Genomic DNA, 26,735 nt, shown 5'->3' on the forward strand with positions numbered 1-26,735 from the left:
CAGTACGAGGACGCTTCGCCGGCACGCCCAGCCGGGCGCCCAACGCCGCGCGCTGATCCGACGCGAATTGTGAGACACGGCCTAGGATCAACAACTGCTTCCTGGGGCGAGTCCCCCGGGCTCAGGCGTGAAGTCCACTCGATCGTCTCGGAGTCGACCGACGTGCCGCCTGCCCCGAAGCGTGCGGCCGAGGAGTTCCTGGCGCTGTAGGCGGCCGAGAGCGGCCGCCGCGGCGCGGGGCCGGGCCGGGCCCACCACGCAGTCAGCCGCTTCACGGTCGCCGGGACTGCCCACAGGGCTGCACGTATGCTCGGACCGTGCAACCACTCCCCACCCCCGGTGAACTGTTGACCGCGGCGTTCCCAGCCGATCTGGCCGATGACGTTCAAGCAGTTCTGGCGGTCGCACCTGCGCCTCTGCACCGGCCGGTCGGGCAGTTTTCGGTCCTGGTGTGGGGAGAGCAACTCGCCATCCCCGAGCGCATCTACAACGACGAGCCGCCGCCGGAAGCCGTTGCTGCCCTCTCGTTGCGTCAGCGACGAGTTCTGCACTGCCTGTATTCGCGGCACTGCGACGGCCGGGTCAGGCAACGCCACTTGGCGCAGGTCCTCGGTTCTGCGGACCCGTGGGTCATCCCGTTCGTCGTTCAACTCGTCGGCGAGTACGTCCTGGAGATCCTGGTCGACATCACCCATGGACTTCGCGGCCTCGGCGTCCCCGGGGACGGTTTCCGCCACGCCTACGGTGAGTTCATCGTGGCCAACCCGGCCTTCTTCGCCCGCACGCAACGGCGGGTCGTGAGCTACTGGAGCTGCTACTACCGCAACGCCTACCAGAGCTTCCAGGGCTACCCGGGTTGCACCCTCGTCGACCTTCTGCGCTCTGCCGCCGCGGCCGGCGCCGGCCGGCCCTGGCCCAGCCTCGCCCCCAAGGGCAGCGCCAAGCTCCACGGCTACTGCTGAGGCCCGGCCACCGGCGACCTGCCCCGAGATCGACCCCCCTGAAGGTCACACGGTTCCGCCCTTGCGTTCCACCAGTTCGTAGAGCTCGCCGTCCGGAGCGCGAAAGTGCAGGTACCGATCGCGCTCGTTCTCGCCGACCGGGCCCACCTCGACGCCTGCTTCACGCAGGACCACCGCGGCAGCAGCGAGATCGTCGACGAGAAAGCCGACAGAACGGGGCGCATCCCCCATCCCGCCGGGCGAGGACACCGCGAAGCTGGATCCGTCGGGCAGCTCGAACAAGTCAGCCTCAACGCCGTCCACCTGGGCACGGGGCAACAACAGGGTGTCGCCAAGGAAGCCGGCCATCTGCGAGCGATAGGGCGTGGACGTGCCGGCGAAGACGAGGCCGAGGATGCGCATGCGGCCATGGTCTTGCAACGCAGTTACCCCACCAACTGATTTTTCCGAGTCGGGCCGGGTCCAGGTGATCTCCCGCGAGTACGACGACCCGTCGGTGGCCCCGGCGAACGGCGCAACGCCCCAGCCCCAGCAGCAACCCCGGGCCAAGCGCCGCTGGTTCGGCCGCTCCTGGCGGGAACCAGGGCCTCCTGTTGCCTCGTCGACTCGGCAGCATGCAGGGAAGCTGTGCAGGAGGCCCTTACTGGTACAGGCGCTCCAGGTACTGCGGGCCGTAGTACGCCTCCAGTTCCGCCACGCTCTCCGGACGGCGATCGTGGGCCTTCGCGAGCACCGCACGGGAGGGCGCCGCGTCCGGCTCCCAGGTCTCCGGCTGCCAGACTCCGCCCCGCAGCAGGGCCCTCGGGCAGTGGTAGAAGACCTGGTCGATCTCGACCAGCAGGGCCAGCTGCGGACGATTCCCCTTGACCACCATGTCGTCGAAGAACGGCGCGTCGCGCACGAGCTGCGCGCGGCCGTTGATGCGCAGCGTGTCGGGGCGGCCGGGGATCAGGTAGAGCAGCCCCACGTGGGGATTGGCCAGGATGTTGCGGAACCCGTCGGCCCGGCGGTTCCCGGGACGTTCGGGGATCGCGATCGTCGTGTCGTCCAGCACGAGCGTGAACCCGGCCGGGTCGCCCTTCGGTGACGCGTCGCAGCTTCCGTCGGCCCCCGAAGTCGCCACCACGCACAGCGGCGAGGCGGCCAGCCACTGGCGGTCGTGCTCGTGCAGGCTCGGCCGCACCTTGACCAGCGCGCCCGGTGTCGGCTCGCCGAGCAGCTCCCCCAGTTCCTCCGGTGACGTCACCTCGACCAGGTCTGTGTGCAGCACGGACCTCACCCCCCTTCCCGTGGAATACGTGAACAGGTCGAGCGTAGACGACGGCCCGCCACCAGTGGCCGGACGAGGATGCCCCGAAGTCCGCACACCATCTTGCCCGCACACCGTGCCTCGCGCCGTGGTGGTCCCGGCGACGCAGATCACCAGCCGCACATCTTCAGGAAGCCTTCCATGCTCGGTAATCTGACTGCTCATCAGCACAAGGTTACCCGCCAGTAGGATCGAGCTTCCGCTCGCGCAGGTTGGAGGAGCCCTCATGCAACTCGCCGCGATCACCGTGTCGCTGGTCCTCGCCGTGGTCGGCGTGGCACTGTTCGGCCGAGCCTTCGCGCAGGTCTACCGGGTCGTCCGACTCGGCCAGGACGTCCCCGCGGGCACCCGCACCGACAACCGGGTCGCGCGGACGGTCACGGTGCTCCGGGAGTTCCTCGGCCACACCCGGATGAACCGGTGGAAGGTGGTCGGTGCAGCACACTGGTTCATCGCCATCGCCTTCCTCTCGCTCGTACTGACCTTGGCGAACGCCTTCGGCCAACTCTTCAGCGCCGACTGGACGCTTCCGATCATCGGCCACTGGGTGCCGTACGAGATGTTCCTCGAGTTCCTCGTCACGACGATGACGCTCGGCATTCTCGTGCTCATCGCCATCCGCCAGCTCAGCCACCCGAGGCGGGCCGGCCGCAAGTCACGCTTCGCCGGCTCGAACCTCGGCCAGGCGTACTTCGTCGAGGCCGTCATCCTCATCATCGGCATCTGCGACATGACGCTGGGCGGCCTGGAGGGAGCCCTCGTCCGCATCGGCCACTACGACGCCGCGCACTTCGCGTCCTACCCCCTGGTCCTCGCCTTCAGGGGAATGAGCACCGGCACCCTGCAGAACCTGGTCCTCCTGACCTCGACGATCAAGATCGCGACGTCCTTCATCTGGATGATCACGGTCTCGCTCAAGACCGACATGGGCGTCGCCTGGCACCGCTTCCTGGGCTTCCCGAACATCTGGTTCAAGCGCGAGGCGGATGGCGGGGTCGCGCTCGGCGCGCTGCAGCCCATGCACTCGGGCGGGCGGCCGATCGACTTCGAGGACCCGGCCGAGGACGCCGTCTTCGGCGTCTCGCAGGTCGAGCACTTCTCCTGGAAGGGCATCCTCGACTTCTCCACCTGCACCGAGTGCGGCCGCTGCCAGTCGCAGTGCCCGGCCTGGAACACCGGCAAGCCGCTGTCGCCGAAGCTGCTGATCATGAGCCTGCGCGAGCACACCTACGCCAAGGCGCCGTACCTGCTGGCCGGCGGCGGCAAGACCGCTCCGGAGGGAGGGCAGGGCTCGGGCAGCGAGAAGGCGACCGCGGAGCAGTTGAAGGACGTGCCGGCGGCGGCACTGGCCGAGGCGGAGCGTCCGCTGATCGGCACCGCCGAGGAGAACGGGGTGATCGACCCCGACGTGCTGTGGTCCTGCACCACCTGCGGTGCCTGCGTCGAGCAGTGCCCGGTGGACATCGAGCACATCGACCACATCGTCGACATGCGCCGCTACCAGGTGATGATCGAGTCCTCGTTCCCGACCGAGGCCGGGACGATGCTCAAGAACCTGGAGAACAAGGGCAACCCGTGGGGCATGGCCACCAAGGCGCGCCTGGACTGGGTCAAGGAGCTGAAGAAGGAGACCGGCATCGAGGTGCCGGTGATCGGCCAGGACATCGAGCCGGCCGAGGTCGAGTACCTCTACTGGGTCGGTTGCGCCGGTGCGTTGGAGGACCGGGCGAAGAAGACCACCAAGGCCTTCGCCGAACTGCTGCACACCGCCGGGGTCCGGTTCGCCATCCTGGGCAAGGAGGAGTCCTGCACCGGCGACTCGGCCCGCCGCCTGGGCAACGAGTTCCTGTTCCAGATGCTCGGCGCGCAGAACGTCGAGACGCTCAACGCCGCGCTGGAGGACGCCCCGAAGAAGCGGATCGTGGCCACCTGCCCGCACTGCTTCAACACCATCGCGAACGAATACCCGCAGCTCGGCGGCCACTTCGAGGTCATCCACCACACCCAGCTGCTGCAGCACCTGATCGACGAGGGCAAGCTGGTCCCGGTCAACCCGGTGGAGGGCCTGATCACGTATCACGACCCCTGCTACCTGGGTCGGCACAACAAGGTCTACAGCCCGCCGCGCGAGATCATGGACAAGGTCCCGGGGCTGCGCCAGCAGGAGATGCACCGTCACAAGGAACGCGGCTTCTGCTGCGGCGCCGGTGGCGCGCGGATGTGGATGGAGGAGCGGATCGGCAAGCGGATCAACACCGAGCGGGTGGACGAGGCGCTGTCGCTCAACCCCGACATCGTCTCCACCGCCTGCCCGTTCTGCCTGGTGATGCTCTCCGACTCGGTGAACGGCAAGAAGAACGAAGGCGCGGCCAAGGAGCACCTGAAGGTGGTCGACGTCGCGCAGCTGCTGCTGGACTCCGTGGAGGCGGCCCCGCGCGTGTCCTGATGGGCCTCGCGGACCGGCTCGCGGCCCGACCAGCATCCGTGCGCGACCGCGCCGTTCTGCCCACGGTGAAGACCGGCCCGATCGGGCTCGACGGTCGCTACAGTCTGGTCTCATGACGACTGTCACCACACGCACGGTCGAATACCCGGCCGACGGACTGACGATGATCGGGCACCTTGCGCTCCCCGCCGGGGCCGGCCGCCGGCCCGCGGTCCTGATCGGGCCCGAGGGTCCGGGCCTGAACGACTTCCAGCGCCGCCGAGCCGACGCCCTCGCCGAACTGGGCTATGTGGCGCTGGCCTTCGACATCAACGGCGGGCGCTGGTTCACCGATCCCCAGGAGATGCTGGCGTACGTGACCCCGCTGCTCGCGGACCCCGACCGGATGCGGGGCATCGGCCACGCGGGGCTCGACGTACTGCTCGCCGAGCCCCGGACCGACCCCGACCGGATCGCCGCCATCGGCTACGGCACCGGGGGCGCCATCGCGTTGGAGCTCGGGCGGGACGGCGTCGACCTGCGCGCGATCGGGACGGTCAACGCACTGACCACGGGGCGGCCGGGCGAGGCCGCGCGCATCCGCTGCCCCGTGTGGGCCGGGGTGGGATCGGAGGACCCGATCATGCCCGCCGAGCAGCGGGACGCCTTCACCGCCGAACTGCAGGCCGCGGGCGTCGACTGGCGCCTCGTGGTCTACGGCGGAGCTCTGCACGCCTTCCACCACCCGCCGGTCGACCACACCGTGCTCCCCGGCGTCGGCCACCACCCGCAGCACGCGCAGCGAGCCTGGCGCGACATCGTCGGCCTGCTCGCCGAGTGCGTGCCGGTAGCGGCGTGAGCCGGAGCGTCAAAAGTGCGTGCGGCGTGAACGACAGCGGCCAGATCGAGCCCAACTGGCCGCTATCAAAACGCGGTGCCCGCGCACGGTTGTTGAGCGTTGCGCTCAGTGCGGGCGGTGGCAGGGGCCTGCCCGGAGGGGCGTAGATTCCGGTGCCGTCGAGTCAGTCGAGCTTGATGCACTGGCCCAGTCCCTGAGCCGCCGCTGCCTCGGCGATGGCGAAGCCGGACATGATGTCCTGCACGCCGAGCCCGAGCGACTTGAAGACGGTGACCTCGCGTTCCTCGCGGCGTCCCGGATGGGCTCCCAGCAGCACCTCGCCCAGTTCCGCCTGAATGTGGTCAAGTCCGATCAGCCCCTCCGTGATCGGCGCTCGCAGGTCACCGGACTCCGCTGCGGCGGATTCCCGACTGTCCACGAAGAAGGACGCCTTGGCCACTGCCGCGGAGGAGAGCTCGCGGTGGTCCAGGAAGGAAGCACCGACAGCATTGACGTGCACTCCGGGGGCAAGGTCTGCGGCCTCGACGAGGGGTTCCTTGGCCGCTGTCGCTGTGCACACCAGATCCGCCCCGGCCAGGGCCTCCGCGGGGCTGTCCGTGACCTCCACCTCGATGCCGAGCTCGGTGGCCGCCCATGCGCGGTACACGTCGGCGTTGGCACGGGTGCGGCTCCAGACTCGAACTCTCCGAAGTGGCCTGACCACCTGCATGGCCTCCAGATGGCTGCGGGCCTGGACACCCGAGCCGAGGACGGCGAGATCCCCGGCATCCCGCCGTGCCAGGGCATCGGTGGCGGCGGCGGAGACCGAGGCGGTGCGGATGGCGGTCACTGCTCCGGCATCCATCAGCGCGAGCGGAGCGCCGGTGTCGGGGTCGAAGACGAGGACGACGCCGATGTGCAGTTCCAGACCGCGGCCCGGATTCTCGGGCTTGAGCACCATGGCCTTCACCCCGTACCCCGCCCACCCCTCTCCCGAAACGAAGCCCGGCATGGTGCCGAGCAGGCCGGTGTCCTTCTCCGGGCGAAGAATGGTGCGCAGGGGCAGGTCCACCATCTTTTTGCTGTACCGGCGCATCGCCTCCGCCATGACCTGTGTGGCCTCCCGGATCGGGTAGACCTTGCGCACGGTGGCGCGGTCGATCAGGAGCATCGTGAACTCTTCTCGTTGAGGACCCCGCGACCGCCCATGTGACGTGTGGCTGGCCAGTCACCGCGATGGTATCGACAGCATGCGGCCGAGCCGATGAATTGAGAGAGACCGGATTGGTTGCGAATCGTCCGAGTCGGCGCTTTCCCGCGGCTCAAGAGAATTCATATCGTCATATACACGTAAATACTGTCGCCTCTCTCTGGCGACTCTTCCTTGTCCGTGCCCGCATTCGAGTGAACACGATCTTTGGTGCGTGACATTTTTCTGTTCGTTCGGATTTACTGCACCCGAACAGATGTCCGACCGGTTGCGCATCGTTGCCGATGCGTTCCGCATGCGGCCTGTTTCCCGATCAGCTGACAAGTGGAAGGAACTGAGAGGTGCAGACCTCATCGAGAATTCGTACGGGCGGCTCGCGTCGTTCGACGCTGCGTGGCCGTACGGTCGCGGTTGCCGCCGGCATCGCGCTGCTGCTCACCGCCGGCCCGGCCCTGGCGGAGGCGAAGCCCAAGGCCGACAGCCGCACCATCGACCTTGCCTGCCGGGGAACTGCCAAGGCCAAGGTCATGGACAAGGTGACCGATGACCCGCAGCTGATCCACTGGACCGTGGACGGCGTACTGACCAACTGCAACACCGGGGACGACCAGGAGGCCCCGACGGGTGACGGTGCCGTGCACGAGGTCGGCCACGAGATGGCCAGCTGCACCGCCGCGGACTTCCACAGCGCGAGGTGGGCGCAGGACATCATCTGGTCCACCGGCGAGAAGAGCCACATCGAGGGTGCCTTCGCCTTCGACAACCACGACGGTGACGAGGTCCTGACCAGGGCCGTCGGCAAGGTGCTGTCCGGCCCGTACCAGGGTGACAGCCTCGAGGAGACCAGCATCGTCATGACCACCCACCCCAAGCCCTGCGAGGAGGCGGGCCTGACGTCCAACGACGTCGTGGGAACCTTCGAGTTCTGGCACTGAACCCGGGCCGCTCCCCTTATCCGAGCACCGGGAGAAGGTGTGCTCGCGGCCCGGCCGCGGGCACACCTCGGATCTCCTCGCCCATTCTTTCCGCCGTCGGGCACAGTCCGCGGTTCTTCTGATTTCTGTCCTGATCGGCTGTTTTCCGTAGCCAGCATCCCGAGAGTGAGGATGGTTCACCATGTCCGGTGACACGAACGTCGACTTCTATGAGAGCAGTCCGGAATTCGTCCGGGTCTGGGCGGATTCGAGACTGACCATCAGCTCCGCGCTGTGGCAGGGCTGCCCGGACCTGGACCTCGACCGGGCCCAGGAGCAGAAGCTCAACCTGATGGCCGATCTTGCGGATTTCAAGCCCGGTGGAAAGGTCCTCGACATCGGTTGCGGATACGGCGGTCTCCTGACCTTCGCCGTCGACGAGCGCAAGGTCGGCCACGCTCTCGGGATCACCACGTCAGCGTCCCAGGCGGGGCATGTCAAATCGTTGGGCAATCCCGCCGTCGAGGTCAGCGACTGCGACTTCTGGGACCTTCCCGTCGAGACGGCCGGCTTCGACTCCGTGGTCGCGGTGCAGTCGTTGGAGCACGTGCTGGCAGGCGCTCCGGCCGACTGCGGGAGCGATCCGAAGGCCATGCGGGAGATGCTCCGGCGCATTCACGCGTGGACGGTGCCGGGCGGCCGGTTCGCCGCCGAGGTATGCGTTGCCGGACCGGCCGAGACCCGGGACGACCTGCACGAGCAACTCGACGCGGAGGTGCTCAGGAACTCCCGGCAGGCCATCATGCCGCGCCTGGGTGACCTCCTCAACGCCGGCTCCGGCCTGTGGGAGCCGGTCAGCATCGTGACCCAGCACGAGGACATGCTGCGCACCCTGGAGGCGGCCGGTTCCCGGCTCTCGGAGCGCGAGCAGGAGGCTCGGGCCATCGGCGGCGACCGCCTCTACCAGGCCACCTGCGAGACGGTGCGCGGAACAACCGCGGCGGTGCGCGGCGGGATCATGAGAATCGCCTGGATCTCGTGGAAGCGGATCGACTGACGGTCCCGGCATCGAAGGGCGCGGAATCTCACAGGGTCAACCGAGGTGATCATCATGGGAAATGTCGTGGAAGCCGCTGCCCCTCTTCGGCCGGCCGCACCGGATTCGGGGGACCTCTCGCTCTCTGAGCTGCTCACCCGGCAGGCAGCCCGGACCCCCGGGGCGCCGGCGGTACGGGACGGAGGGCGGGAGCTGTCGTACCGGGAACTCGACGACATGGCTGCCGCTGTCGCCGGCGCGCTGACGGACCGCGGTGTGCGCCCCGGGATGACGGTCGGGGTGCTCGGTACCCGATCCTGGGAGTCCACGGTCGCGCTGTGCGGCGTGCTGAAGGCGGGTTCCGTCGCCGTCCCGCTGGATGCCCATCACCCGTCCGCACGGATGAGCGACATGATGGTCGACTCCGGGGCGGACGTGGTTGTGCTGCTGACCGGTCACCGATCCGTCTGCGAGTCGCTGCCGGTGCGATGGCTGCCCTTCGCCGAAGCAGTTGAGCACCGGCCGACCGGGCTTGCGCAGCCCGCTCCGGGCGACCGGACGCGCCAGGCACAGGATGCCGCGTACATCCTGTTCACCTCGGGTACCACGGGACGGCCGAAGGCGGTGGTGGTGCCCCACAAGGCGGTGGCGCGGCTCGGTCTCGACGGTCTTCCGTGGTGCGCGGGGCCGGGCAAGCGGGTCCTGCAGACCTTCGGCCTGTCGTTCGACGGGTCACTGATGGAGGTGTGGTCGACACTGCTCAACGGCGGCTGCCTGGTGGTGGCGGGGCCCAACGAGCTGCTCGATCCCAGTGCGCTGCAGGCCCTGATGGACCGCGAGCAGGTCAGCCACGCATTCCTGACCATGAGCCTGTTCCACCACGCGGTCCGCTTCCGACCCGGCATCTTCGCAGGGTTGGAGATGGTGCTGACGGGTGGTGAGGCCATGGCCGTCGGGCTCGCCCGTGCGGTCCTCGACAGCGGTGCGCCGCGCCAGCTCATCCACGGCTACGGCGTGACCGAGGCGGGCATCCTGGTCACCACGCATGACCTCCGCAGCATCGCGCGGGATGCGGCTTCCGTTCCCATCGGGCAGCCGGTGGCGGGCAGCGAGTGCCACGTCCTGCTGGAGGACGGCAGCCCGGCGCTCCCCGGCCAGGAAGGCGAGCTGTACATCGGCGGTGACGGGCTGGCGCTGGGCTATCTGGGGCGTGCGGAGGAGACCAGGAGGGCGTTCGTCACCATGGCCGTCGGCGGCCGGGCCGGCGTCCGGCTGTACCACAGCGGCGACCGGGCCCGGTGGAACCCCAACGGAACCCTGGAATTCCTCGGACGGTCCGACCGCCAGGTGAAGATCCGCGGATGCCGGATCGAACTGGACGCCCTGGAGGCGCAGATGCGAGCGCACCCGGACGTCGCCGAGGCAGCCGTCCTGCTTCGGGGGGAGGACGACATGAGCAGGACGCTGAGTGCCTTCGTCACCTCCGCTCGCCCGGACCGTCCCGTTCACCCGGAGCAGGTGCGCATGTTCCTGGCCGAGCGGCTGCCAGCGCACAGCATCCCCACTCCGATCAGACCCGTGGACCGGTTCCCGCTCACCGACAACGGAAAGATCGACTACGCCGCCCTGCGGGCCGACCTCCAGGCACCCGCGAACGACAGGCCGGGGCAGGACGGCGCACCGGCGGACGACGACCCCGTGCGCCGCATCTGGGCCGACAGCCTGGGTGTGTCGGTCCACCCGGACACCCACTTCTTCGAAGCCGGCGGGAACTCCCTGCTTGCGGCACACGTCGTGAACCGCACGCTCACCGCACTCGGTCTGCCCCCGGACCGGTTCCGACCGCTGCTGCGCAGCCTGCTGGCCCAGCCCGCCTTCTCGGCCCACCGTGCCGCGCTGGCCGGATTCCGCGAGTCCGGTTCCGCTCCGGTGCCCGACCCGGCCGAGCACGCCTATTTCGAGGCCGAGGCTTCGCTCGATCTGACGCTGCCTCCGCTCGACCGGCCGGCGGTCGGTAGCGGCCCAGTGCGTCGCGTTCTCCTCACCGGGGCCACCGGCTTCCTGGGCGCCTTCCTGCTGGAGCGCCTGATGCGCCACCCCGACATCGTCGTTCACTGCCTGGTGCGGGCCGGTGACCCGGACCACGCGCGCGACCGCGTCCGCGCCAACCTGCTGCGGTACGGGATCGAGCAGCCCGATCCGCAACGGATCGAGGTCCACCCGGCCGACCTGTCCCGCGCCGGGCTGGGCCTGGCGACGGCGGTCCGGCGACGGCTCGCGGACTCGATCGACCTCGTCCTGCACAACGCCGCCCACGTCAACTTCATCTACCCGTACAGCGCGCTGCGCGGCCCCAACGTGACCGCGGTCCGCGAGCTGATCGGCCTGGCCGCGGCCCGGCGCATCCCGCTGCACCACGTCTCCAGCGTCGCCGTGCTGGCGGGCAGCGGTGCCGCGGGCGTCCGGCAGTTCACCGAGACCAGCCCGCTGAGCCATCCCGAACTGATCAGCCTGGGGTACGGCGAGTCGAAGTGGGTCGCCGAACGCCTGCTGCAACACGCCGCCCGGGCCGGACTGCCGGTCACCGTCTACCGGCCGTACGAGATCACCGGGCACAGCCGTACCGGCGCGTGGAACACCGACACCGCGCTGTGCGCTCTCCTGGACGCGATCACCCGGCTCGGGGCCGCCCCGGCCATCCGGCTGCCGTTCGACCTGGTTCCCGTCGATTCCGTCGCTGATGCGATCGTCGGCGTGGCGACCACCTACCCGCACGTCGCAGGGGTGTTCCACCTGACCAATCCGCGCCCCGCACTGCTCTGCGACATGGTCGGCCGGCTGCGCGCCGCCGGGCACACCATCCGGGAGCTGCCCTACCGCGACTGGGTGCAGTTGGTGCTGGAACACGTCCGCGAACACCCTGACACGTTGGTCGCCCCGTTCGCGCCGCTGTTCGCCACCCGCGCCAACCACGCGGACATCAGCGTCAAGGAGCTGTTCCTGGAATCCGTCTTCCCCCGCATGGACCAGACCCGCATCCAGCAGATCTGGCCGAACTGGAAGCGGTCCTGCCCGGCCGTCGACACCGCGCTCCTCGACCACTACGTCCACCACCTGCACGCCGGCGGGCTGCTCGCCGCCCGCGCGCACTGACCTCGGACCGTCGCGGCGGTCGGCCTCCGCCGCCGTGACGCCCGCCCTCCAGAGGAACCGATGATCCGCCACATCGCCTTGTTCAAGCTCAAACCGGACTACAGCTGGGACGACCCGGCCGTGGCCGAGGCCGAGCGGATCGCCGCCCGCATCGGCGCCGAAGTCCCCGAACTGCTGCACTGGCAGACCGGCCGGAACACCTCGGCCCGGCCGATCGCCTACGACTTCGCGGTGATCGGCCTGCTCGCGGACCAGGAAGCGCTGGAGCGCTACCTCGTCCACCCGTTCCACCGACAGGCCATCGAGAAGTGGCGGCCGATCAGCGACTGGGTGGTGGCCGACCTCGTCGAGCCGGAACCCGCCCTCGTCTGAGCCCACCCCGCTCCCCCAACCGCACAGGACGCCCATGTTCACGATCTACCGTCCCGAGCTGGCCGGCCCGGCCGTCGAACTCCGCGACCAGCACCGCTCGTTCCTCGCCGGCCAGTGGGACCGGACCGGTCTGGCAGAGCACCAGCTCACGTCGGTGCGCCGGACACTCCGCTATGTCAAGGAGAACTCCTCCTTCTACCGTGCCCACCTCGCCGCAGTCGACCCGTCCACCATCACCGCCTTGGACGAGCGCGCCCTCGCAGGCATCCCGTTCACCACCAAGGACGACCTGCGCGCCGCCCAGCACGGCCTGCTGTCCCGGCCGCTCGCCGACGCCTGGATCTTCTACGAGACCACGGGCACCACCGGCTGCTCCACTCCCTGCCCGCGCGACGATATCGACTCGCTCGCCAACAACACCGTCCTCACGCACTACTACGGGACAGTCTTCCGCCAGTACGGTGATGACCAGGTCATCGGGGTGGCAGGGCCGACCGAGCTGCACGCTTTCTCGGACACCTTCGGCGACGTCTGCCGCAACCTCGGCCTGGCCGTGGCGAAGATGTGGCCGCACTCCCCGATGGTCGGCTTCGACCGGGCTCTGGAGGTGATGCGGTCCTTCCCGATCACTGGCCTGTTCTGCACCCCTGGCATGGCACTGATGCTCGCCAAACGGGCCGTCGCCGCCGGGCTCGACCCGCGCCGGGACTTCCGCCTCGACGTCCTGATGACCACCGGCGAACTCGCCTCGCCCAGCCTGATCGCCAACCTCGGCGAGATCTGGGGGGCTCACGCCTACAACGCCCTGTACGCCTCGCAGGAGGCCTCGGTGATGGGCGCCGCCGCCACCGACGGGCGGCTGTACACCGCTCCGCTCATCTCGTACAACGAAGTTGTCGACCCGGAGACCGACCGCTGGGTGCAGCCCGACGCGGACGGCACCCGGGAAGGAGAACTGGTCGTCACCCACCTGTACCAGGGTGCCAAGCCGCTGGTCCGGTACCGTACCGGCGACCTGGTCAGGATCACCGATCCGCGTCCGGGGCAGAGCGTTCCGGCTCCGTCGATCGCCGCCCTCGGCCGGGTCCGTGACCGACTCGCCCTCAACGGGCACCTGATCACCGGCTACGACCTGGAGCACCTGCTGCTGCGTCATCTGCGCGGCTACCTGGACTACCAGATCACCATCGACCGCGTGGACGGTACCGACCGGCTCTCCCTGACCCTCCAGCTGCCAGGCCGTGCGGGCGCGGCCGCCGTCGCCCAGGGCGCCGCCCGCGCGGTCGAGCAGTGCCGCGACGAACTCGGCACCGAGCTGGAGGTCGGCACCGGCACCCTCGGCAGCATCACCACCACCGGCGCGATGGTCAGCTGGAAGGCCGCCCGGGTCATCGACCTGCGTGCGGGCGGCCAGGACGCCGAGGCGTCGGCCGCCGCCAAGATCGCGGCCGGGAGGACTCGATGACCACCCGGGCGAGGCCCGCCATCGCCGCCATGGCCTACCACCAGGGTGCGTTCGTCCCGTTCGCCGAGGCCGGTCTGCCGCTCACCACCCAGGCCCTGCAGTACGGCACCGGGGTCTTCGAGGGCATCCGTGCGCACAGCTGCGCCGATGGCGGGAAACTGGTGCTCTTCCGGGTCCGCGACCATTACGAGCGCTTCCTGCGCTCCTGCCGCCTCCTGCGCATCGAGACCGGGCACACCGTCGACGAACTGGTCGAGATCACCTGTGAGCTGCTCCGGCGCAACGGCACCACCGCCGACACCTACCTGCGGCCACTCGGTTACAAGCTCGCTCTGCTACCCGGCACGCGGCCCGGCGTCGGCCTGAGCGGCGTCTCCGACGCCCTGTCGATCACCGGCTTCCCGATGGGCGCCTACACCCCGCCTGGCGGCATCCGCTGCACGGTCAGCTCCTGGGTACGGCCGCGCAGTGCTGCGATCCCGATCCACGCCAAGGTCACCGGAGGGTACGTCAACAACGCGCTTGCCGCCGACGAGGCCAGGGCGGCCGGATACGACGACGCGATCCTGCTCGACGACCGTGGCCGGGTCTGCGAGGCCAGCACCGCGAACGTCTTCGCAGCTCGTTCCGGCCGACTGCTCACCCCGCCCGCCACCGCGGACCTGTTGCCCGGCATCACTCGGGACACCGTGCTGGCCCTCGCCGCCGATCTCGGCATCGAGACTGCCGAACACGAGTTGGACGTGTCCGATCTACGCTGTGCCGACGAGGTCTTTCTCACCGGCACCGGCATCGGAATCACCCCGGTCAACGAGGTTTCCGGGCACCCGATCGGCGTCGGCGAACCCGGCCCGATCGCCCGAAGCCTCGCCCACCACTACGCCCGGACCATCCGCGGCGGCGGAGACGTTCGACACCACCACTGGCTCACCTCCGTCCGGATCGACCAAGGCTGAACCCATGGTGACCACCGCAGCTTCCGACCACCTCGCCGCAGAACACCGGGTGCCCGCCGGCCATGGAGCATGGCCGGCGGGCGGGGTCGACCTTCCCGGTGGAGCAGGAGATCTGCTCACCCGGGAGATCATCCGGCACCGCCCTGCCCGACTGGTCGGCACACTCGGCCCCCAGGGCACCAGCAGTGAGGAAGCCGCCGGCTTCCTCTGGGACCGACTCCACGGCGGCGCGCCCAAGTGCGAACCACAGGTGGGGCTGTACGACACGTACGAGCAGGCCGGCAACGCCCTGCGCTCGGGCGAGATCAGCCATGTGGTGATCGCCAACGCCTACGCGAGAATCAACGAGTTCTACATGGACACCCGGATCGCGCTGGCTGCCGCGTTCGTCCTTGAGACTCCCCTGTACGGCATCGCCCGAGATCTCGACCACAAGGTCCCCGCCGTCCCGGTGGTGGCCACCCACCCCGCTCCGGTGCCGCTCGTCGACCAGCTACTCCCCGCCCGGTACACGGGCCGGAAGATCACCCTGACGCCCTCGACCAGCGCGGCCGCCCGAGCTGTCCGCGAGCGGACAGCCGACCTGGCCTTGACCACCGAACCCGCCGCCGACCGATACGGACTGCGGTTTATCTCCCGCACCAGGACCATCCAGATGGTCTGGTCGGTGTTCGTCGCCGAGGACGCCCAGCAGCACCGGGCACACCACACACGACGTGACCCTCCTGGCTCACACTGATCGAGACCGAACCCCAACTCACGCATGAGCGGCCCGGGCTTGCGCGGCTACTCCTCAACCTCGGTGCGGTAGACGCGAAGTCCTCGGCGCTGATAGTTGAGGAGCGCGCCCGGGTGATCGTTGGAGCTGGTGTGCAGCCACACCCTGCGGACGGCCGCAGCCTCCAACGGTTCGGTCGCCCAGGCCTGCCGCAGCGCCAGCGTGAGGGCATGCCCGCCGAGCCCCTGGCCGACGTACTGGGGCAGGAGTCCGAAGGTGCGGATCTCCACGTCGCCGCCGGGCTGGGGCTCCAGCGCGACGATCCCGGCTGTCTCGCCCGCCAGCCTGATCAACCAGTACTGGCGGCGCGGGTGCGCCGTCGCCAAGTCGTGCCATTCCTGGTCGGAGCGCGTCGAACTGCGCCACCCGTGGGCCGCACCGACCCGGGCCTGCACCGAGCGCGCCAGCGCCGTCAGCCCCTCCTCGCGTCGAAGTTCCAACGCAGGCACGACCCGTCCGGGCTTCAGCTCTTCGCGAGCGGTCATCTCGAGATAGGTGACGGTCTTCTCCATCCCGGCACGCTACCGTGAGCCACCGACACCACAGAACTGTGGTGTCCCTCCTGGACTCCCGCGAGCGAGAAGTGATGCACCGTCAGACCCGGGCCAGTGCCTCCTGCCCGGCGACGCTGCGTGGGCGGCGCGGTGGTGACCGGCGGCGGGCAGCAGGTGCCGGCCCGAGGCGGCAGCTGGAGGTCGGGGACCGGCCGGCGTAGGAATTCAGTACCCGGCAGCAAGCCGTTCGGGTAAGAATGCGCGCATGGACAACGCGGTGGGTCTGGCGGGGCGCTTGATGGCTGCGGCGCGACTGGAGCAGACCTCGGAGGAGGACCAGGACGGGCACGCCTACTGGAACCTGGTCCGGGAGGCGGCGGAGGGGGAGAGCGGGGAGACCGCGTTGCGCTGCGGGTTGGGGTTGCTGGCGTCGGCCGAGGTCCTGGAGCGGAAGGTGGGCTGCAATCTGGTGCGCGACGTGGCCGCCACGCACGAGTGCCTGCGTGGCGAGGCGGCAACCGCCCTGATGGCGCTGGCCGAGGTGGAGACCGAGGCCTGCGTGTTGCATGCCCTCGTCATCGGCCTGGGCGCGGCGCAGGACCCGCGCGCCGTTCCCGTCCTGGTAGGGCTTTCCGGCCACGAGGACACCGAGGTGCGACATGGGGTCGCCCTGGTATTCGGCACCCTCAACAGCGGACTGCCCGACGGGCCCGATGTCCGGGCGCTGATCCGGCTCGCCCAGGACCAGGACTCCGAGGTCCGCAACTGGGCGGCCTTCGCCTTGGGGTTCCAACTGGAGCAGGACACGACCGCCATCAGGGACGCGCTGTGGAAGTGCACCACCGATGAGGACGACGAGGTCCGGCAGGAGGGCGCGCGTGGGCTGGCCAGGCGGCACGACCCACGGGCCGTCCCACTGATCGCGCACCTGCTGGACTCCGATGACGGGTCCCAGATCTTCACCCTGGACGCAGCGGAGATCCTGGGCGTTCCCGAGCTCCTGCCGTCTCTGGCCGCCTACGAGTTCGACGCGTCCCAGACCGACCGGGCCATCGCGGCCTGCGACCCGGTGCGGCGGGCCCGGTTGGAGGACGACGCCTGGGCGGTCGTCGTGGAGTTGGAGCGGCTGCGCCCCGGGATCGGCGCGGCGCTCAGCTCGCCGCGCTACGACTCGGTGCACAGGATGCGAGTGACCCACCGGGAGACGGTCGGCGCGAGCTACGCCGCGGCCGCGCTGCTAGCCCGCGCCGGCGGGGACCCGGTGCGGGCGGCCGAGCTGGTGGTGGCCGACCTCACTGCTTCTCCTGGGAGCGGACCACAGACTGACGGTCTCTCGGAGACTTCCGCCTGACGAGCCGACGTCCGTCGTCCGTTGTGGGCTGCTGGAATTCCACCACGGCCGCGCCGTGCTCGTGAGCCCACTCGGTCAGCACGGCGATCGGCTCCACCAGCGTCCGGCCCACGTCGGTCAGCAAACCTGATGACCTTCGAGGGCTGGCTGCACCACACCGGATGGAGGGGATGACCACCCGCCACGTCCCGTCCGGACGCGGCCTCGCACGACCCGCTGTGTAGTACTGGCAGGGCCAGCCAGGCCCTTGGTGATCGGCGGGGTGACGAGCAGACTGAGGGCATGGGCAACAACGACTTGGGCGACTTCCTGCGGGCCCGCCGTGCTGGACTCACGCCGGACGAGATCGGTCTGCCGGCCGAGTTCGGCGCCGGTCGCCGGGTCGCCGGTCTGCGGCGCGGTGAGGTCGCGCAGCTGGCCGGGGTGAGCACCGAGTACTACACCCGGCTGGAACAGGGCCGCGCCCGGCAGCCGTCCGAGCAGGTGCTGGATGCCCTCTGCGAGGCGCTGCGGTTCGACGACATCGAGCGGCGGCACCTGTTCGCCCTCGCGGGCATCGCAGCCGGGCACAAGGACCGGGCCGAGCAGGCGTCACGGCTCCGACCGGCGCTGCGCCAGGTGTTGGAGTCGATGGATCTGGCTCCCGCCTTCGTCAGCGACCGGGACCTCACTGTCGTCGGCGGGAACACGATGTGGGCGCTGCTGTTTCCCGGTGTGGCCGAGCTGCCGCGCCGGGAACGCAGCATGGCGCGCTGGACGCTGCTGGATCCGCGGGCCCGGCTGGTGTGGTGCGACTGGGAACGCGTCGCCCGCGACTACGTGCACGGGTTGCGGCTGGCCGCCGCCGCCCAGCCGCGCAATCAGCGCATCGCCACCCTGATCGGTGAGCTGATGATGCGTTCACCCGAGTTCCCGGCGTGGTGGTCGGAACACCGCGTCCAGGAACGCAGCACCGGCGTCAAGCGCCTGCGCCACCCCGTCGTCGGTGACCTGGAACTGCAGTACGAGATCTTCACCTCGGTCGCCGACCCGGGCCAATCGCTCGTCGTCTACAGCGCGCCGTCCGGCTCGCCGTCCCAGGAGCGCCTGCGACTGCTGGCCAGTTGGGGCAGCGAACCCGCCGCCGCGACCGCCCGGGGCACCACCGCCGAGTCCTGACCACCGCCCGACGGGTCCTCACCACCGCCCGAACCGGGCGATCCGGCGCCAGCACCAGCACCAGCACCACCCAGACACGGCCCCGCCGTACGCGCGGGGTCGATGCCGCCGTGCCCACGCACGCCTGCGGCCTGACACTCATTCACGAAGGGACACCCGTAGTGAGCAAGACATTCCTGATCACCGGCGTCAGCACCGGCCTCGGACTGGCCATCGCCCGACGAGCCCTGGCGGCCGGGCACCGGGTCGCGGGCACCGTGCGCACCGAGCAGCACGCGGCCGCCTTCCGGGCGCTGGACCCCGACCGCGCCCGTGCCTTCGTCCTCGACCTGACCGACGCCGACCGGATCGACCCCGTGGTGCGGTCCGCCGAAGCGGAACTGGGCCCGATCGACGTGCTCGTGGCCAACGCCGGCTACGGGCTCGAAGGCACCTTCGAGGAGTCATCGATGGCCGACCTGCGCCGCCAGTTCGAGGTCAACGTCTTCGGCACGGTAGCGACCGTGAAGGCGGTCCTGCCCGGCATGCGGGAGCGGCGCGGCGGCCACATCTTCGTCATCACCTCGATGGGTGGGCTCACCACCTTCCCCGGACTGGCGTTCTACGAAGGCAGCAAGCACGCCCTGGAAGGCATCACCGACACCCTCGCCCAGGAGGTCGGCCAGTTCGGCGTGCGGGTCACCGCCGTGGCTCCCGGCGCGTTCAAGACCGACTGGGCAGGCAGGTCACTGGTCCGCGCACCACGCAGCATCGCCGACTACGACGCACTGTTCGACCCGATCCGCACCCGCCGCCAGGCCCTCGCGGGTCAGGGCATCGGTGACCCCGATCGCGCGGGCGACGCCATCCTCGCCCTCCTGGACGTGGAGAAGCCTCCCGTGCACATCCTGCTCGGCTCGGACGCGCTACGCCTGGTCGCCGCCGGGCGCCAGCGCGTCCAGGACGACTTCGACGCCTGGGAGGACCTCAGCCGCTCCACCGACTCGACCGAAGGCGGAGTAACCGTCGCCTGACACTGGGCGATTCACCAGGACAGCGGCCGGCAACGGCGCTGTCGCCACCGACCGCCCGGAGACAGCGGCAGCGACAGCGCCACGTCCGACCCATGATGGCAGCCGGCCCCGACACGGGGAAGCGAATCCGTTTCGGACACGAATTGACCGTTTCCAGACAGAACATCAGATCTTTCTGGCGCACTCGCCCTCCCCAACTCCACGCTTGAGCCATCGCGGCTTGGCAAAGCAACAGATGATTCCCAGCAAAGTCCAGGTCAATAACGCGTGGCCGCAGGGAACATCGAAGCTCTGCTCACGGATCCGCCGCGCCGACAGCTGGGCGAGCCGCCGTGGGCATTCGATCGGAACCCGGCGGCACGCTCGCGCCCGGGTGCGATCCGGCCGAGCAGCCTGACAGATTCCGCCGCGGATCCGACGGCTCGCCGCCGGCCACGGCGTCGACCCCGCCCTCTGAAGCTCCTAAGGAGTACCTGATCTTGACTTCTCACCTCAGGCGTCGTGTCGGCGCGCGCATGGTGCCGGCCCTGATGGCGGCGCTGTGCGCGATCACCGGCGTCACCGCACTCGGCGCGACGCCGGCGGCGGCCGCCGACCAGCGGCAGGCGATCTACGCCATCGCGCACCGGGTCGACACCGTGGACGGCGTGGACGCAGCGCTCAAACACGGCGCGAACGGAATCGAGATCGATGTCTGCGCCTGGTGGAACCCCAATGAATGGCGTGCCTACCACGACTGTTCCTCGGCGGGTGACAATCGCTTGGGGCCGAGCTTCGACAGCATGATCGACCGCATTGTGTCGAACGCCAACGCGGGTCGCCGGCTGTCGCTGGTCTGGCTGGACATCAAGGACCCGAACTACTGCGGGGAACAGCCGAACCGCGGCTGCAGCGTCACCGGACTGCACGACAAGGCGCAGCGGCTGACGGCCGCCGGGATCCAGGTCCTCTACGGCTTCTACGAATACCACGGCGGCAGCACCCCGGACGTGGGCGGCCGGGGCTGGCAGAGCCTGGAAGGCAAGCTCGGCCGCCTGGAGGGCATGACGACGACCGGGACCCGCGACCAGGTCCGCGGCGCGTTCGACCGGTCCGGTGCCGGGATCCCGGTCGGTCACCGGGCGATGGACTACGGCGACACCAACATCACCAAGGGCTTCGGCAACTGCACGGAGGCCACCTACAACACGTGCGCGGAGCTGAAGAAGGGCGCCGCCGACCGTGCGGCCGGGCAGCTCGCGGCCACCCTGTCCTGGACGGCCACCTACAACGACCCGTGGTACGTCGACAAGCTGCTGGGCGATGCACGGGTGGACGGCATCATCGCGGGCTACGGCGACTTCACCGGGGTGCGCGAGTACGACGACAGCTGGCAGTGCGCCAATGCCATCAAGCTCGTCCGCGACTGGGTCGACCACCACGGCGGCACCCACCGGATGGCCACCAGCGGCGACCGCATGTTCAGGTGACGGTAAATCGCTGTCGCTCTTGATCATCAACTGGCACAATCCCCTTCGCACGGCCGAACGTCGGCCGTGCCCACGCCAGCTGCGTGACCAGACAAACGGGGGATCAAGATGACGATCGCAGGAGTGACGAAGACCGCAGCGCCGAGCCGTGCGGGCGGGCTGCGCCCGAAGGTGGCCGGGCTGGGCCTGGCGGCTCTGCTGCTCGGCGCCGCGGGCATGGTGGCGGCGGTGACCACCTTCGCGCAGAGCGACGCGGCAGCGGCGCCGTCGGGCTGGAACAACACCGGCGCCGCTGTGCAGCCCGCTGGTTGGAACAACACCGGCGCCAGCGTCCAGCCCACCGTCTGGAACAACACCGGCTCCGGCATCCAGCAGACCGTCTGGAACAACACCGGCTCCGCCGCACAGCCCGCCGGATGGAACAACACCGGCGCCGGCGTCCAGCCCACCGACTGGAACAGCTCCACCTCGGACATCGTTCCGGCCGAGTGGAGCTCCACCGGTTCCGCTGTGCAGCCCGCGGAGTGGAACGGCATGGGCGCCTGACGCCTGTGCCCGCTCGCGGCTGCGGTGCCCGCCCGGGCCGCAGCCGCGCCCCTGGGCCGCTGAACAGCCGCCGCCCGGAGTCGGAGATGCCGCCGGCCGCGAGCGGCCGGCCCTCGCGTCCACCCTCGACAGCGTGCCCACTCCCCCTGCGCCGCCCACCACGCCGGAGTTCTTACACACCTTTGTCACCGCTCTGCCAGCGGCCTGACCGGCGCCCGGTGCAGCGCCTGGCCCGCGCCGCCGAACACATCACCACCACCCGCGATCTGACCCCGTCCCTGCCCGCCGCCGGACGCGACGAGGTCGGCCGCCTCACCCGCGCCTTCGAGTCGATGGTCGGCGCGCTGCGCCACTCGCGTGAGCAGCAGCAGCGCCTGGTCCAGGACGCCAGTCACGAGCTGCGCACCCCGCTGACCTCGGTGCGCGGCTGCGCCGAACTCCTCCAGCGCGCCCGCGGCCGGCTCGCCCCCGAGGACGAGGAGCAGATCCTCGCCACGCTGGTCACCGAGACCGTCGCACTCGACGAACTCGTGCGCGAGCTGGTCGAGCTGGCCACCGACCAGCAGACCGCGGAGGACCCGGAGCCGGTCGACCTGCCGCCCGCCGCCGAGGACAGTGCCCGGCGCTTCCGCCGCCGCACCGGGCGCGAGATCAGCGTCCGCGCCGAAGAGCCCGTGGCGGTGCTGGCCCGCCCGCGTGCATTGCAGCGCTGCGTGGACAACCTGGTGGGCAACGCGGTGAGGTTCAGCCCCGACGGCGCGCCGGTGGAGGTCCACATCACCGGCACCCGGCTGGCCGTGCGCGACCACGGGCCGGGCATCGCCCCCGGTGACCGGCAGGCCGTCTTCGAGCGCTTCTACCGCGCCGCCGCCACCCAGTCCACCCCGGGCTCGGGGCTCGGCCTGGCCATCGTCCACGACCTCGTCGCCGCCGACCACGGCACCGTCTTCGCCACCGCCGCCCCCAGCGGCGGCGCCGAGGTCGGCTTCCGGCTGCCGCCCGCCCCGGACGGCAGCCGGTCCGGCGAGCTGTCCTGAGGGTTCCCGTGCGAGGAGGGCCGGCCGCTGCCCCGCGCCGGCGTCACTGCGGCAGGACGACGCCCTCGGGCAGGGTTATCGCGAACTCCTCGGCGAGCACACGGAGCACCTCCTCGCCGTCCGCGAGGTCGCGCTGCAGCACCGTGCCGTCGGCGCGGGTGTCGGTGAACCGCCGGCCCGTCAGGAACAGGTGGCGGCCGGGGAGGGTGCGCTGGACGTAGAGGGTCTTGCGGAACGGGGACCGCGGGCCGGTGGCGATGTGCCAGTTGAACATCTCGTAGTCCGCCGTCTCGTACGGCTCCAGGGTGAAGGCGTACTGGTCGCACCAGACGTCCTCCTGACGGGACTGCAGGACCCAGTACTCCAGCGGCTCCCGTCCCTGCCCCCGTTCGCGCAGCAGGCGGTGCCGCCGCTCCCCGCCGAACTCGCTCCCCGCGACCAGCGGAACCGCCTCCAGCAGCCCGCCGTCGCTGCCGAATCCGACGTCCGCGAGGTAGGGACCCGGCAGACCATGGACGTCGACGAGCAGCAGCATGTGCGCCCTGGGCCTGGTCTCCCCCGGCTGCACGCCCCTGCGCACCCGTGCGGCCAGCCGGGTCACGCCGAAGCCCAGCGCTTCCAGGACGGCCGCGAAGAGCGTGTTCTGTTCGTAGCAGTACCCGCCCCGGCCGCCGTGCACCAGCTTGCGCTGGATGTCGTCGAGCGCCAGCGAGGGCACCGTGCCGAGGACCGGGTCCAGGTTCTCGAAGGGGATGCCGCGGACGTGGGCCAGGTTGAGCGAGCGCAGCGCGGCAGCGGAGGGCTGCGGCGCCGGGCCGTTCCAGCCGATCCGGGCGAAGTAGGCATCAAGGTCAAGGGTCACGAGGACGACGGTATGCGCCCGCGCCCTGGTGACACATCGACCGGGAGTCGTAGCCGGCCCCGACGGGTTCCCTACGTCGGTCGTCCCGTTCCCGCAGGCCCTGCCGGAGCCTCGGTCCGCTCGCTGCTCGCGTCGGCGCCGCTGTCGGCGTCGGCACCGGCGCCGGTGTCGGCCCCCTCGCGGTCGGCCCGGCCCTCGGCCAGCAGTTGTTCGTCACCGGTCACCATGCCGGCGTACTCCTTGATCACGCCCTTGACCATCTCACCGGTCTGTTCGATCAGCCCACGGGTGTCCATCTCAGCCTCCAGTCGGTTCCGGGTGGTCGTGGTAGTGGTGTGTCTCGTGCGCTGTACCGCACCTCCTGCCCCTGATCGGCCGAACGATTCCCGCGAACGGTGGACCGGCTGCCGGCGGCAACCGCGCGACCGAACCTCGCAGTTCGTCCGGGACGATCCAGGCACGCGACCACTGCCTCTGTCCCACCCACTGATCAACGAGCCGTCGGGCCATGAGTCGCGCCGAACCCGGCGCGGAGGGTGTCGGCCACCCGAATGTCCGGCGGCGCCGCCGCACGGGTGGTGAACTGGAGAACGGCACACCGTCCGCACCTGTCTGAAGAGGGATCGCCTTGTCCAAGCCCCTGATCGTCATCACCGGCGCCAGCTCCGGCATCGGCGCGGCCACCGCCCGCCTCCTGTCCGCCCAGGGGCACCCGCTGCTCCTGCTCGCGCGGCGGCTGCAGAAGCTGGAGGAGCTCGGCCTGCCCGAGACCCTGTGCCGCGGGGTCGACGTCACCGACCGGGACGCGCTGCAGGCCGCGGTACGCGAGGCCGAGGAGCGGTTCGGACCGGCCGACGCGATCGTCAACAACGCCGGGGTCATGCTCCTGGGACGCATCGCCGACCAGGACGCCGACGAGTGGGAGCGCATGATCGACCTGAACATCAAGGGCGTGCTCTACGGCATCCGCGCCGTCCTGCCCGGCATGGTCGCCCGCGGCACCGGCACGATCATCAACGTCAGCTCCGTCGCCGGCCGCAAGACCTACCCGAACCACAGCGCCTACGTGGGCACCAAGTTCGCCGTCCACGCCTTGTCCGAGAACCTGCGCGAGGAGGTCGCCTCCTCGGGTGTGCGGGTGGTGACCATCGCCCCCGGCGCCGTGGAGACCGAGTTGCTCTCCCACACCACCGACGAGCGGATCAAGAGCGACTACGAGGCGTGGAAGAAGTCCGCCGGCGGCGCCCTGGACCCGCAGACGGTCGCCGAGGCCATCGTCTACGCCTACCAGCAGCCGCCGAACGTCACCATCCGCGAAATCGTGCTCGCCGCCACCGGCCAGCAGGCCTGACCGGTCACCACCACCGGCGTCCCGTGGGGGCCGGCCCGGGCTCGGGCCGGCCCCCACGCCTGCGTGAGAGCGCCGTCACGCGGGCTGCCACAGCTCGATCCGGTTGCCCGCGGGATCGGTGACCCAGCCGAATCGACCGACGCCCGCCATCTCCTGCGTCCCCTCGGCCACCTCCGCTCCCTTGGCGCGCAGTTGCGCGAGCATCGCGTCCAGGTCGCGGACCCGGAAGTTGAGCATGGTCTGCTGGGTGCGGGACCCGAAGTAGTCGGTCTCGGACCCGAAGGTCGCGAACACCGTCGGCCCCGCTCCCTGGCTCCACAGGCCGTTCTCGTCGGCCTCCAGGCCCAGGCATTCGCGATACCAGGCGCCCAGGGCCTCCGGGTCGGCAGCCCTCATGAAGTACCCACCGATTCCAAGCACACGTTCCATGCCGCCATCCTGCCAGCACGGCGATCGAACGGTCCGGCGGCGAGCTTTCCCCCTGGGCCCGGCCTTGTTAAGCGGACCGGCAGTCCGTATGCTCCATGCCATGCGGACCGCCGGTCCGCTTTCACGTCTCCTGCGGATGCGCCGCCCCGACGGGCCGCAACCGCCGACACCCCGAGACTTCGACACTTCGACACTTCGAGACTTCGAAGCGAATGGAAGCCCTGACCATGACGCCCCCCATGACCCCCGCAGAGCTGTACCGCCACGGCCTGCACCTGCTGCTTCAGAAGGACATCTCCGCCTGGGTGGACCTGTGGGACGACGACGGCGTCCTCGAATTCCCCTTCGCACCCGAAGGCTGGCCCCCTCGCCTCGAAGGCAAGGCCGCGGTCGCCGCCTACATGCGCCACTACCCCGACCACATCGACCTGCACGACTTCCCCGACGTGACGATCCACCAGACCACCACCCCCGCGACCATCGTGGTGGAGATGCGCGGGGTCGGCCGCCTGGTGGAGACCGGCAGCCCCTTCGACCTGACCTACATCGCCGTCGTCACGGTCAAGGACGGTCTCATCACCTCCTACCGCGACTACTGGAACCCCCTCGCCGTCTCCCGGCCCGGCGCCGACTTCACCGGAGCACACCGATGACGACCCCGACCAGCAGCACCCTGGTCACCGGGGCCACCGGCACCACCGGTCGCCGCGTCACCGCCGGCCTGGTCGGCAAGGGCCGGCGCGCCAAGGCCGCCGGCCGGTCCGCCACCCCGCTGGCAGGCGCGCAGGCCGTCCGCTTCGACTGGAACGAGCCCGCGACCTGGGACGCGGCCCTGGACGGCGTCGACCGTGCCTACCTCGTCCCGCCCGTCGGCTCCTCCGAGCCGGCCACGGTCATGCTGCCCTTCCTCCGCAGGGCCCGCGCGGCAGGGCTGCGCCGCGCCGTGCTGCTCAGCTCCTCGGCGATCCCCGCGGGTGGTCCGGCGGTGGGCCGGGTCCACGCGCACCTGCCCGACCTGTTCGAGGAGTGGGCGGTGCTGCGGCCCTCCTGGTTCATGCAGAACTTCGCCGGCTCCAGCCCGCACGCACGCAGCATCCGCGAGAACGGCGCCATCCTCACGGCCGCGGGACACGGGCGCGTCGGGTTCGTCGACGCGGAGGACATCGCCGCCGTCGCGGTCCACGCCCTGCTCGACGACCGGGCGCCCAACACCGACCTGGTCCTCACCGGGCCGCAGACCCTGAGCTACGACGAGGTCGCCGCGATCATCACCGAGGCCACCGGCCGGCTCGTCGAACACCGCCACCTGACCTTCGAGCGACTGCGCGATCGCTGGGCGGCCGAGATCCCGCTGGAGTTCGCCACCATGCTGGCCGGCATGGACCGCGCCATCGCCGCCGGCGCCGAGGACCGCACCTCGGACACCGTCGAGCGCCTCACCGGCCGCCCCGCGGGCACCTTCCGCGCCTTCGTCGAACGGGAGCTGTCGCAGGGCAGCTGATGCGCCACGGCCGTCCGGCGCCGGCGGTCGCCGTTCGGCCCGCACCGCACCGCATCGCATCGCCGCCGGGGAAGCCGGGCGCGAGCCGCCGCCCGCGCGAGGCAGC

The 26,735-nt window shown here is 70.3% G+C and carries 26 protein-coding genes; 19 read left to right on the plus strand and 7 right to left on the minus strand.

What is annotated here, in order from left to right:
• The first annotated feature begins 317 nt into the window (after window positions 1-317).
• Complete coding sequence (locus OG500_RS01480) at window positions 318-962, plus strand: hypothetical protein (RefSeq protein ID WP_329575544.1); 645 nt, start codon at window positions 318-320, stop codon at window positions 960-962.
• Window positions 963-1,007: 45 nt separating this feature from the next.
• On the opposite strand, the gene OG500_RS01485 is transcribed toward OG500_RS01480, so the two are convergent.
• Window positions 1,008-1,364, minus strand: a complete 357-nt coding sequence (locus OG500_RS01485) for a VOC family protein (RefSeq protein WP_329575547.1) — start codon at window positions 1,362-1,364, stop codon at window positions 1,008-1,010.
• A gap of 238 nt (window positions 1,365-1,602) precedes the next feature.
• Window positions 1,603-2,232, minus strand: a complete 630-nt coding sequence (locus OG500_RS01490; protein ID WP_329575550.1) for a pyridoxamine 5'-phosphate oxidase family protein — start codon at window positions 2,230-2,232, stop codon at window positions 1,603-1,605.
• Window positions 2,233-2,497: 265 nt separating this feature from the next.
• Between OG500_RS01490 and OG500_RS01495 the strand changes: the two genes are divergently transcribed.
• Both OG500_RS01495 and OG500_RS01500 read left to right on the plus strand, forming a co-directional pair.
• Window positions 2,498-4,717, plus strand: a complete 2,220-nt coding sequence (locus tag OG500_RS01495) for a (Fe-S)-binding protein (RefSeq protein ID WP_329575552.1) — start codon at window positions 2,498-2,500, stop codon at window positions 4,715-4,717.
• Window positions 4,718-4,829: 112 nt separating this feature from the next.
• Window positions 4,830-5,555: a dienelactone hydrolase family protein gene (locus OG500_RS01500; RefSeq protein ID WP_329575555.1), complete on the plus strand. Its 726-nt coding sequence runs from the start codon at window positions 4,830-4,832 to the stop codon at window positions 5,553-5,555.
• 163 nt (window positions 5,556-5,718) lie between these two features.
• Here OG500_RS01500 and OG500_RS01505 read toward each other — a convergent pair whose 3' ends face one another.
• Window positions 5,719-6,705 carry an ornithine cyclodeaminase family protein gene (locus tag OG500_RS01505; protein WP_329575559.1) on the minus strand — a complete coding sequence of 329 codons (987 nt, stop codon included), beginning with the start codon at window positions 6,703-6,705 and terminating at the stop codon, window positions 5,719-5,721.
• Window positions 6,706-7,085: 380 nt separating this feature from the next.
• On the opposite strand from OG500_RS01505, the gene OG500_RS01510 reads away from it, so the two are divergent.
• The 7 genes from OG500_RS01510 (at window position 7,086) to OG500_RS01540 (ending at window position 15,379) form a co-directional block, all read left to right on the plus strand.
• Window positions 7,086-7,679: a hypothetical protein gene (locus OG500_RS01510; protein WP_327064510.1), complete on the plus strand. Its 594-nt coding sequence runs from the start codon at window positions 7,086-7,088 to the stop codon at window positions 7,677-7,679.
• 181 nt (window positions 7,680-7,860) lie between these two features.
• Window positions 7,861-8,715 carry an SAM-dependent methyltransferase gene (locus OG500_RS01515; RefSeq protein WP_329575565.1) on the plus strand — a complete coding sequence of 285 codons (855 nt, stop codon included), beginning with the start codon at window positions 7,861-7,863 and terminating at the stop codon, window positions 8,713-8,715.
• Between the two features lie 54 nt (window positions 8,716-8,769).
• Entirely contained in the window at window positions 8,770-11,847 is a 3,078-nt protein-coding gene (locus OG500_RS01520) for a non-ribosomal peptide synthetase (protein ID WP_329575567.1), read from the plus strand.
• A 60-nt stretch (window positions 11,848-11,907) separates the two neighbouring features.
• Window positions 11,908-12,219 carry a Dabb family protein gene (locus OG500_RS01525; RefSeq protein ID WP_327064513.1) on the plus strand — a complete coding sequence of 104 codons (312 nt, stop codon included), beginning with the start codon at window positions 11,908-11,910 and terminating at the stop codon, window positions 12,217-12,219.
• A gap of 34 nt (window positions 12,220-12,253) precedes the next feature.
• Complete coding sequence (locus tag OG500_RS01530; RefSeq protein WP_329575570.1) at window positions 12,254-13,684, plus strand: phenylacetate--CoA ligase family protein; 1,431 nt, start codon at window positions 12,254-12,256, stop codon at window positions 13,682-13,684.
• Window positions 13,681-14,640 carry a branched-chain amino acid transaminase gene (locus tag OG500_RS01535; RefSeq protein WP_329575573.1) on the plus strand — a complete coding sequence of 320 codons (960 nt, stop codon included), beginning with the start codon at window positions 13,681-13,683 and terminating at the stop codon, window positions 14,638-14,640. The genes OG500_RS01530 and OG500_RS01535 overlap by 4 nt, the downstream gene beginning before the upstream one ends.
• Before the next feature lie 4 nt (window positions 14,641-14,644).
• On the plus strand, window positions 14,645-15,379 hold the full coding sequence (locus OG500_RS01540; RefSeq protein ID WP_329575576.1) for a prephenate dehydratase domain-containing protein: 735 nt from the start codon (window positions 14,645-14,647) through the stop codon (window positions 15,377-15,379).
• A gap of 47 nt (window positions 15,380-15,426) precedes the next feature.
• On the opposite strand, the gene OG500_RS01545 is transcribed toward OG500_RS01540, so the two are convergent.
• Window positions 15,427-15,930, minus strand: a complete 504-nt coding sequence (locus OG500_RS01545; RefSeq protein ID WP_329575579.1) for a GNAT family N-acetyltransferase — start codon at window positions 15,928-15,930, stop codon at window positions 15,427-15,429.
• 247 nt (window positions 15,931-16,177) lie between these two features.
• Between OG500_RS01545 and OG500_RS01550 the strand changes: the two genes are divergently transcribed.
• The 6 genes from OG500_RS01550 to OG500_RS01575 all read left to right on the plus strand — a co-directional run bounded on the left by OG500_RS01550 (window position 16,178) and on the right by OG500_RS01575 (window position 22,486).
• Window positions 16,178-17,263 (plus strand): HEAT repeat domain-containing protein, encoded by a 1,086-nt coding sequence (locus OG500_RS01550; protein WP_329575582.1) that lies wholly within the window; start codon window positions 16,178-16,180, stop codon window positions 17,261-17,263.
• A gap of 282 nt (window positions 17,264-17,545) precedes the next feature.
• Window positions 17,546-18,421, plus strand: a complete 876-nt coding sequence (locus OG500_RS01555) for a helix-turn-helix transcriptional regulator (RefSeq protein ID WP_329575585.1) — start codon at window positions 17,546-17,548, stop codon at window positions 18,419-18,421.
• A 161-nt stretch (window positions 18,422-18,582) separates the two neighbouring features.
• Window positions 18,583-19,434 (plus strand): oxidoreductase, encoded by an 852-nt coding sequence (locus OG500_RS01560; RefSeq protein ID WP_329575588.1) that lies wholly within the window; start codon window positions 18,583-18,585, stop codon window positions 19,432-19,434.
• Window positions 19,435-19,913: 479 nt separating this feature from the next.
• A complete protein-coding gene (locus tag OG500_RS01565; RefSeq protein WP_329575592.1) occupies window positions 19,914-20,903 on the plus strand; it encodes a phospholipase in 990 nt (329 codons plus the stop codon).
• 123 nt (window positions 20,904-21,026) lie between these two features.
• Window positions 21,027-21,449, plus strand: coding sequence for a hypothetical protein (locus OG500_RS01570; RefSeq protein ID WP_329575596.1), 423 nt, complete (start codon window positions 21,027-21,029; stop codon window positions 21,447-21,449).
• 218 nt (window positions 21,450-21,667) lie between these two features.
• Entirely contained in the window at window positions 21,668-22,486 is an 819-nt protein-coding gene (locus OG500_RS01575; protein WP_329575599.1) for a sensor histidine kinase, read from the plus strand.
• Window positions 22,487-22,529: 43 nt separating this feature from the next.
• Here OG500_RS01575 and OG500_RS01580 read toward each other — a convergent pair whose 3' ends face one another.
• The gene (locus OG500_RS01580) at window positions 22,530-23,348 is read right to left on the minus strand and encodes an arylamine N-acetyltransferase family protein (protein WP_329575602.1); all 819 of its coding nucleotides are present in this window, start codon (window positions 23,346-23,348) and stop codon (window positions 22,530-22,532) included.
• A 71-nt stretch (window positions 23,349-23,419) separates the two neighbouring features.
• Window positions 23,420-23,644 carry a hypothetical protein gene (locus OG500_RS01585; RefSeq protein WP_327064525.1) on the minus strand — a complete coding sequence of 75 codons (225 nt, stop codon included), beginning with the start codon at window positions 23,642-23,644 and terminating at the stop codon, window positions 23,420-23,422.
• Between the two features lie 332 nt (window positions 23,645-23,976).
• Between OG500_RS01585 and OG500_RS01590 the strand changes: the two genes are divergently transcribed.
• On the plus strand, window positions 23,977-24,699 hold the full coding sequence (locus OG500_RS01590) for an SDR family oxidoreductase (RefSeq protein WP_329575608.1): 723 nt from the start codon (window positions 23,977-23,979) through the stop codon (window positions 24,697-24,699).
• A 75-nt stretch (window positions 24,700-24,774) separates the two neighbouring features.
• Here the strand turns inward: OG500_RS01590 and OG500_RS01595 are convergent, their stop codons facing one another.
• Window positions 24,775-25,128: a VOC family protein gene (locus OG500_RS01595; protein WP_327064527.1), complete on the minus strand. Its 354-nt coding sequence runs from the start codon at window positions 25,126-25,128 to the stop codon at window positions 24,775-24,777.
• A 227-nt stretch (window positions 25,129-25,355) separates the two neighbouring features.
• Here OG500_RS01595 and OG500_RS01600 point away from each other — a divergent pair, with 227 nt between their 5' ends.
• Together OG500_RS01600 and OG500_RS01605 are read left to right on the plus strand one after the other, a co-directional pair.
• Complete coding sequence (locus OG500_RS01600) at window positions 25,356-25,781, plus strand: nuclear transport factor 2 family protein (protein ID WP_327064528.1); 426 nt, start codon at window positions 25,356-25,358, stop codon at window positions 25,779-25,781.
• Window positions 25,778-26,629, plus strand: coding sequence for an NmrA family NAD(P)-binding protein (locus tag OG500_RS01605; RefSeq protein WP_329575613.1), 852 nt, complete (start codon window positions 25,778-25,780; stop codon window positions 26,627-26,629). Before OG500_RS01600 ends, OG500_RS01605 begins: the two co-directional genes overlap by 4 nt.
• The last annotated feature ends 106 nt before the right edge of the window (window positions 26,630-26,735 follow it).

The sequence above is a fragment of the Kitasatospora sp. NBC_01250 genome, from assembly GCF_036226465.1.
Classification (GTDB): Bacteria; Actinomycetota; Actinomycetes; order Streptomycetales; family Streptomycetaceae; genus Kitasatospora.

Bases quoted from the DNA above. Each gene is read 5' to 3' on its own strand.
- OG500_RS01485 (WP_329575547.1), bottom strand. From the start codon at position 1,364: ATGCGCATCCTCGGCCTCGTCTTCGCCGGCACGTCCACGCCCTATCGC.
- OG500_RS01495 (WP_329575552.1), top strand. From the start codon at position 2,498: ATGCAACTCGCCGCGATCACCGTGTCGCTGGTCCTCGCCGTGGTCGGC.
- OG500_RS01500 (WP_329575555.1), top strand. From the start codon at position 4,830: ATGACGACTGTCACCACACGCACGGTCGAATACCCGGCCGACGGACTG.
- OG500_RS01505 (WP_329575559.1), bottom strand. From the start codon at position 6,705: ATGCTCCTGATCGACCGCGCCACCGTGCGCAAGGTCTACCCGATCCGG.
- OG500_RS01515 (WP_329575565.1), top strand. From the start codon at position 7,861: ATGTCCGGTGACACGAACGTCGACTTCTATGAGAGCAGTCCGGAATTC.
- OG500_RS01520 (WP_329575567.1), top strand. From the start codon at position 8,770: ATGGGAAATGTCGTGGAAGCCGCTGCCCCTCTTCGGCCGGCCGCACCG.
- OG500_RS01525 (WP_327064513.1), top strand. From the start codon at position 11,908: ATGATCCGCCACATCGCCTTGTTCAAGCTCAAACCGGACTACAGCTGG.
- OG500_RS01530 (WP_329575570.1), top strand. From the start codon at position 12,254: ATGTTCACGATCTACCGTCCCGAGCTGGCCGGCCCGGCCGTCGAACTC.
- OG500_RS01535 (WP_329575573.1), top strand. From the start codon at position 13,681: ATGACCACCCGGGCGAGGCCCGCCATCGCCGCCATGGCCTACCACCAG.
- OG500_RS01540 (WP_329575576.1), top strand. From the start codon at position 14,645: ATGGTGACCACCGCAGCTTCCGACCACCTCGCCGCAGAACACCGGGTG.
- OG500_RS01545 (WP_329575579.1), bottom strand. From the start codon at position 15,930: ATGGAGAAGACCGTCACCTATCTCGAGATGACCGCTCGCGAAGAGCTG.
- OG500_RS01550 (WP_329575582.1), top strand. From the start codon at position 16,178: ATGGACAACGCGGTGGGTCTGGCGGGGCGCTTGATGGCTGCGGCGCGA.
- OG500_RS01555 (WP_329575585.1), top strand. From the start codon at position 17,546: ATGGGCAACAACGACTTGGGCGACTTCCTGCGGGCCCGCCGTGCTGGA.
- OG500_RS01585 (WP_327064525.1), bottom strand. From the start codon at position 23,644: ATGGACACCCGTGGGCTGATCGAACAGACCGGTGAGATGGTCAAGGGC.
- OG500_RS01595 (WP_327064527.1), bottom strand. From the start codon at position 25,128: ATGGAACGTGTGCTTGGAATCGGTGGGTACTTCATGAGGGCTGCCGAC.
- OG500_RS01600 (WP_327064528.1), top strand. From the start codon at position 25,356: ATGACGCCCCCCATGACCCCCGCAGAGCTGTACCGCCACGGCCTGCAC.
- OG500_RS01605 (WP_329575613.1), top strand. From the start codon at position 25,778: ATGACGACCCCGACCAGCAGCACCCTGGTCACCGGGGCCACCGGCACC.